Origin of the sequence: Streptococcus handemini (assembly GCF_040984445.1) — a bacterium.
Classification (GTDB): Bacteria; Bacillota; Bacilli; order Lactobacillales; family Streptococcaceae; genus Streptococcus; species Streptococcus handemini.
In genome coordinates, this window is the sequence record NZ_JBFRYH010000099.1 from 1 (window position 1) to 4,623 (window position 4,623).

A 4,623-nucleotide genomic window follows, 5' to 3' on the forward strand; every position below is an offset into this window, starting at 1 on the left:
CCCCTTTCAAGTATTTTTCTTGTTCGTTCAGATTGCCATACTTGATGACCTCAAGCCGTTTCTGTTCCTCTGTGACCTGTTTATCAAGCTCTATCATACCTTGAAAGCGTTCAGCGTCATTCGTTGGGAAATAATAGCCTGGTGTATTGCTCCGCAAGATTCCGATGGGGATTTGATAGCGAACTGTTAACCGTTGCACAATTTCCCTGATGGCTCGCTCGCTTAGTCCTGTAATTGTCTGTATTTCTCTGTTTGTGATAGGGCGCTCGCTCCCTTTGGGGATAAGCTCAAGTACTCGCCTATAATTGCTTGGTAGTGTCTTTTCTGCCATTCGCACCCCCCTAATTGTAGTATCGTCCCTGTGCTTGGATATAAGCCCCATAGTTCGCATTTTGTAGCTTCCTAGTATCTTTATCCGTTGGCTTCTTTTTGGGCTTGCTATCAAGCTGAAAATGCCCCAGATGTCGCCATAGAAGCACATTCACGATAGCGAGGATAATCACCAATATTATTTTTTGGCCAATCGGTAAATTGATTTCATCTATTGCCATGTCTACGCTTCCTTTCTTGTCTGATTCCTGCTATCTTGCCCATTTGAAAGACGTGTAAAATGGCGTATCTTTTACTATTCATTCTTGCATGGGCTTGGAGAAAGCAATTGATAACTCCTACATCTTCGATATTTAACTCATGTTTATCTGCTATATTGCTTAGTTCCTGAAAATCCATCTTTTGCCACCCTTTCAATAAATTCACAATGCTCACTTGCCAACCTGTTCAAGTCATCCATGGCTAGGTTGATAATGTCCGCATAGCCCTCTTTTGAGGCGATAAAGCCATAATAACCCTCATCACTTTTTTTAGTATTTTCCAGCCATCGCCTGACAATATCTAAAGCGCTGACCGCTGTCATCATGTCGCTTGTTAAGCTCTCATAGTTATCTAGTATTTGGTCTGGTGTCATTTGCTTTCTACTCCTTTTTTGTGTATCATTCTTCGTCAAATCGCTAAACAAAGCCGTATAATGGCAATGTCAGCGCCTTTTTTGTTTACTATACAATCTTTTTTGTGATATAATGGAGTTACTAAAATCCCTTTAATAACGGCTTGCCTGCCTGTTATTCGTATTTTAGTTTTTTGGTTCTAAAGGCTTGATAGTTTGGTCGCTTTCTAAGCCTTTTTTTGTTGCCGTTTTTTTACATCTACTTCATGATGGATTTTGTCTTCTAAGCGGTGGAAGTTCTTGCTAAAGTCCTCTTTGCTCATTTCCCCATGCCAATATTGACTAATGAGAGCAAGAGACCGCTTATATAGTCTTGGTAGCTGTTCAACCATTTCCGCCAACCTCCTGCCATGGTAGTGTGAAACCTGCCTGCTCCTCGTAGAGCTTGGCAAAGTCTACGGCCGACTTTTGTAAGCTGTTCAAAATCTTATAGCGCAACTGTCTAGCCTTGACCCTGTCACTTGCTTTCAGTTGTCCGGACTGTAAATCATCTTCTAAGCCGTACAAGTCACGAACCAAGAACCATGATTGCAAGCGTCCTAGTTCGTTTTCTTTGATAACTACATCATTTTTCATAGTCCTAGGAGCTAAAATTCTGATATTAGTATAGTTTTTATCGTAGCGGATTTGCCCCGCTCTTTTCTTTTGGTTTAGCTTTTGCGTGATATCTCGTCTGGATAGGAAATCAAGCTCCTCCATAATTGCCGAAAGTGTCAGCTCGCCGTGCTTGTCCTCTATCTCATAAAGGCGTTCAATTGTGAAAATTCTTTCCCTGCGTGTCTTGGTCATTGTTGTTTCCTCCTGTTTGGTTTGCCTGCCGTGTGTTGTTCCTAGTCCCTTAAAAATTCGGTGACTGCCTTGCTTTTAAGTTTTGCAATTTCTAGCATGTTTTTACGGTTTGGGGCATTCCTGCCTTTCTCCCAATTGTTTACCGTTCCTTTGGAAGTGCCGAAACGCTTGCCGAATTGCTCCATGGTCTCGCCTAAATCAAGGCGGATTCTTTTTATTTGGTCGCCTAGTTCCATTTGGTCGCTCCTTTATTTGGTTTGCCTGCCTGTTTGGTCGGTTGGGGGCGGGATATTCTTCCGCTCCTTTGGGGGTTGTGCATTATTGCGAAAAACTAATCAAAAAAAATTTCGGTCGCTTGCTCCGCTGTCATTTTCAGTAAGGTAGCGATTTTTTTAGCTTCCTCAACTGTAAACGGCGTAGAGTTGTTTATTTTTCTTGATAGCGTTGTTTTATCTACGCCAATGGTTTCTGCTACTTTGCTCTGCGTCAAACCTCGCTCAACAATTAACGCTTTCAATTTATTGGTTTTTGCCATTCGGTTCCTCCTTTCTGTTTTCGCATTTTTGCGAACTTTATAAAAAGTATACACCATGAAAAAAAGTTTGTCAACAACTATTTTCGCATTTTTGCGATTTTATTCTTGAATATTACGTAAATCGTTGGTATAATTAAGAAAAGAAAAGGAGGGGGACAAATGAAAACCGCCTACAGAATTAAAGAAAGACGCCAACAGTTAGGGCTAACCGCTACCCAATTGGCTGAAAAGTTGGGGGTTCATCATTCCACTATTTACCGTTATGAAAATGGTGATATTGAAAAAGTGCCTACCGCAATCTTGGCAGATATTGCCAAAGTTTTAAAAACTACACCAGCTTTTTTAATGGGTTGGGAAGATACCCCCGCCCCACTTGTTCAAGCGGTAACTGATAAAATGATACAGCTACACCCAGAGCGCCAAGAGAGTGTACTGGAGTACACAACAACGCAATTAGAAGAGCAACAGGCGGAACAGTTAGAAATACATGAACCGCTTGCCCTCTACTCAGTGCAGACTGTAACAGAAATGGCGGCAGGGCTTGGCTATGCCTACGATGATAACGATATAAACACCGTACAGGTAGCAGAAGAGCCACCACGCCATGACCTCGCTAGCATTGTCAACGGTGATAGCATGTTACCAGATTACGAAGACGGCGATGTGGTTTACTTGAAAGATACGGGCTTTTCTAGCTACTCGGGTCAAGTCTGCGCCGTAGCGGTCAATGACAAATCCTATCTGAAAAAAGTCTATACAGAAGCCAATTGCCTGCGCTTGGTTTCCCTCAATCCAAAATATGACGATATTATCATCGACTTCCCACCGTCATCAGATACCCATATTAAAATCTATGCCGTGATTGGGTCTGATAAGGTGGTGCAGGGTTAGGCTATGGAAAATTTCTGTAGAGGAAAAGCCGGAAAGGAAAAATCAGCATGCTAGAAAAAGTAGAACGCTTAATAGCTGAAATCAACCGTATACATCTTGCTTTCTCACAAGATTATTTTGAAACGGGAAAAATTGAAAAAGTAAATTTAAAACACACCTTTGCCAAAGTGCCCGTACAGGCGATACTTGACTATCGTCTAAATTTACATGAATCCATTAATGATTATCTGATGAAAGCAGACGTAAAAGATATCCCATATGTGTATCGTGTCAAAACCTCTGAAAGTATCTTAGACAAGATAGAACGATTTTCAGGAAGACAAGACGGCTACCCCGTTAATTCCATTCTAAATGATATTTTTGGCGCTCGTATCATTCTTACATCGGCGGATATTACGTTGGTTATGGAAAAATTAGACGACTGGAAAGAACAATTTGGGCTGAAAAATTGGTACTTACGGGACAAAGATAACTACACGGGCATTCATGTCTATTTCAAAAATAAAAGCAATTACTATTATCCGTGGGAACTGCAAATATGGGATGAAAAAGACGTTGACCGAAACATAGAAAGCCATAGACTATATAAACGCAATTTTGTGTAACCCCCACCCGTTGCGCATGGTTTCGCCATGTGTCAAAATTGGAAAACAAAAAGGCATAGCAAAACGCTACACCCCAAAGGATTATAAAAAATATTTTTTCTCGTGCAAATATTTTTATTTATTTTGGGATTGCTCCCAATGACTATATTATATCACAATTCCTAAAACTGTACCAGTACAGATAGAAAGAAAAAACCATGACATATAAACCAAGATACTTAGATGACTCCGCAAAATAAGGAGTCACCCAACCTAGTACAACTTTCTTTCAAAATTGGAAAACAAAAAAGGCGTAGCAAGCGCCACGCCTTCGGTAGATTAGAAAAGCAGCCAATCATCGGGAATGTTCCCGATGACTATATTATATCACAATTCCCAAAACTGTACCAGTACAGATAGAAAGAAAAAACATGACATATAAACAAAAATACTTAGATGATATACTAGTCCGCATGGCTTATCACTCCAGCGGTATAGAGGGGAATACTATTTCACTCCCTGAAACGGTCAGCATTATCATTGAAAACAGCCTACCAGGTAACCACAAGAGCATTAGAGAATTTTATGAGATTGAAAATCACAAGCAAGCATTTCATTTTCTTCTGGAACAGTTGAACGCTCAGCCCCCTCTTACCATTGGACTGATACAAGATTTTCATGCTCTCTTGACGGATAGACTGCAACATGACCGTGGGCGCTTTAAAACAGCCCAGAATGCCATTATCGGGGCAGAGTTTAAGACGGCAACCCCAACAGAAACACCCTACTTAATGACTCAATGGGCGGACAATACCAGCTAT

The 4,623-nt window shown here is 40.9% G+C and carries 9 protein-coding genes and 1 pseudogene; 3 read left to right on the plus strand and 7 right to left on the minus strand.

Annotation, left to right across the window (positions count from 1 at the left end; translation table 11 throughout):
• From ABPH35_RS10395 to ABPH35_RS10425, 7 genes are all read right to left on the minus strand, one after another.
• The coding region (locus ABPH35_RS10395) for a DNA-binding protein (RefSeq protein ID WP_368849810.1) at positions 1-331 on the minus strand (331 nt) is incomplete at its 3' end.
• A gap of 10 nt (positions 332-341) precedes the next feature.
• Entirely contained in the window at positions 342-551 is a 210-nt protein-coding gene (locus tag ABPH35_RS10400) for a hypothetical protein (protein WP_368849796.1), read from the minus strand.
• A gap of 143 nt (positions 552-694) precedes the next feature.
• Positions 695-964, minus strand: coding sequence for a hypothetical protein (locus tag ABPH35_RS10405; RefSeq protein ID WP_368849811.1), 270 nt, complete (start codon positions 962-964; stop codon positions 695-697).
• 206 nt (positions 965-1,170) lie between these two features.
• On the minus strand, positions 1,171-1,335 hold the full coding sequence (locus ABPH35_RS10410) for a hypothetical protein (RefSeq protein WP_368849812.1): 165 nt from the start codon (positions 1,333-1,335) through the stop codon (positions 1,171-1,173).
• Positions 1,328-1,792 (minus strand): hypothetical protein, encoded by a 465-nt coding sequence (locus tag ABPH35_RS10415; RefSeq protein WP_349988845.1) that lies wholly within the window; start codon positions 1,790-1,792, stop codon positions 1,328-1,330. Before ABPH35_RS10415 ends, ABPH35_RS10410 begins: the two co-directional genes overlap by 8 nt.
• Before the next feature lie 41 nt (positions 1,793-1,833).
• Positions 1,834-2,028, minus strand: a complete 195-nt coding sequence (locus tag ABPH35_RS10420) for a helix-turn-helix domain-containing protein (protein ID WP_368849813.1) — start codon at positions 2,026-2,028, stop codon at positions 1,834-1,836.
• Between the two features lie 95 nt (positions 2,029-2,123).
• Positions 2,124-2,327 carry a DUF739 family protein gene (locus ABPH35_RS10425; RefSeq protein WP_368849814.1) on the minus strand — a complete coding sequence of 68 codons (204 nt, stop codon included), beginning with the start codon at positions 2,325-2,327 and terminating at the stop codon, positions 2,124-2,126.
• Between the two features lie 159 nt (positions 2,328-2,486).
• On the opposite strand from ABPH35_RS10425, the gene ABPH35_RS10430 reads away from it, so the two are divergent.
• The 3 genes and pseudogenes from ABPH35_RS10430 to ABPH35_RS10440 all read left to right on the plus strand — a co-directional run.
• Positions 2,487-3,218, plus strand: coding sequence for a S24 family peptidase (locus tag ABPH35_RS10430; protein ID WP_368849815.1), 732 nt, complete (start codon positions 2,487-2,489; stop codon positions 3,216-3,218).
• Positions 3,219-3,265: 47 nt separating this feature from the next.
• Positions 3,266-3,823 (plus strand): GTP pyrophosphokinase, encoded by a 558-nt coding sequence (locus ABPH35_RS10435; protein WP_368849816.1) that lies wholly within the window; start codon positions 3,266-3,268, stop codon positions 3,821-3,823.
• 410 nt (positions 3,824-4,233) lie between these two features.
• A pseudogene (locus tag ABPH35_RS10440) lies at positions 4,234-4,623 on the plus strand (Fic family protein); the annotation flags it as partial.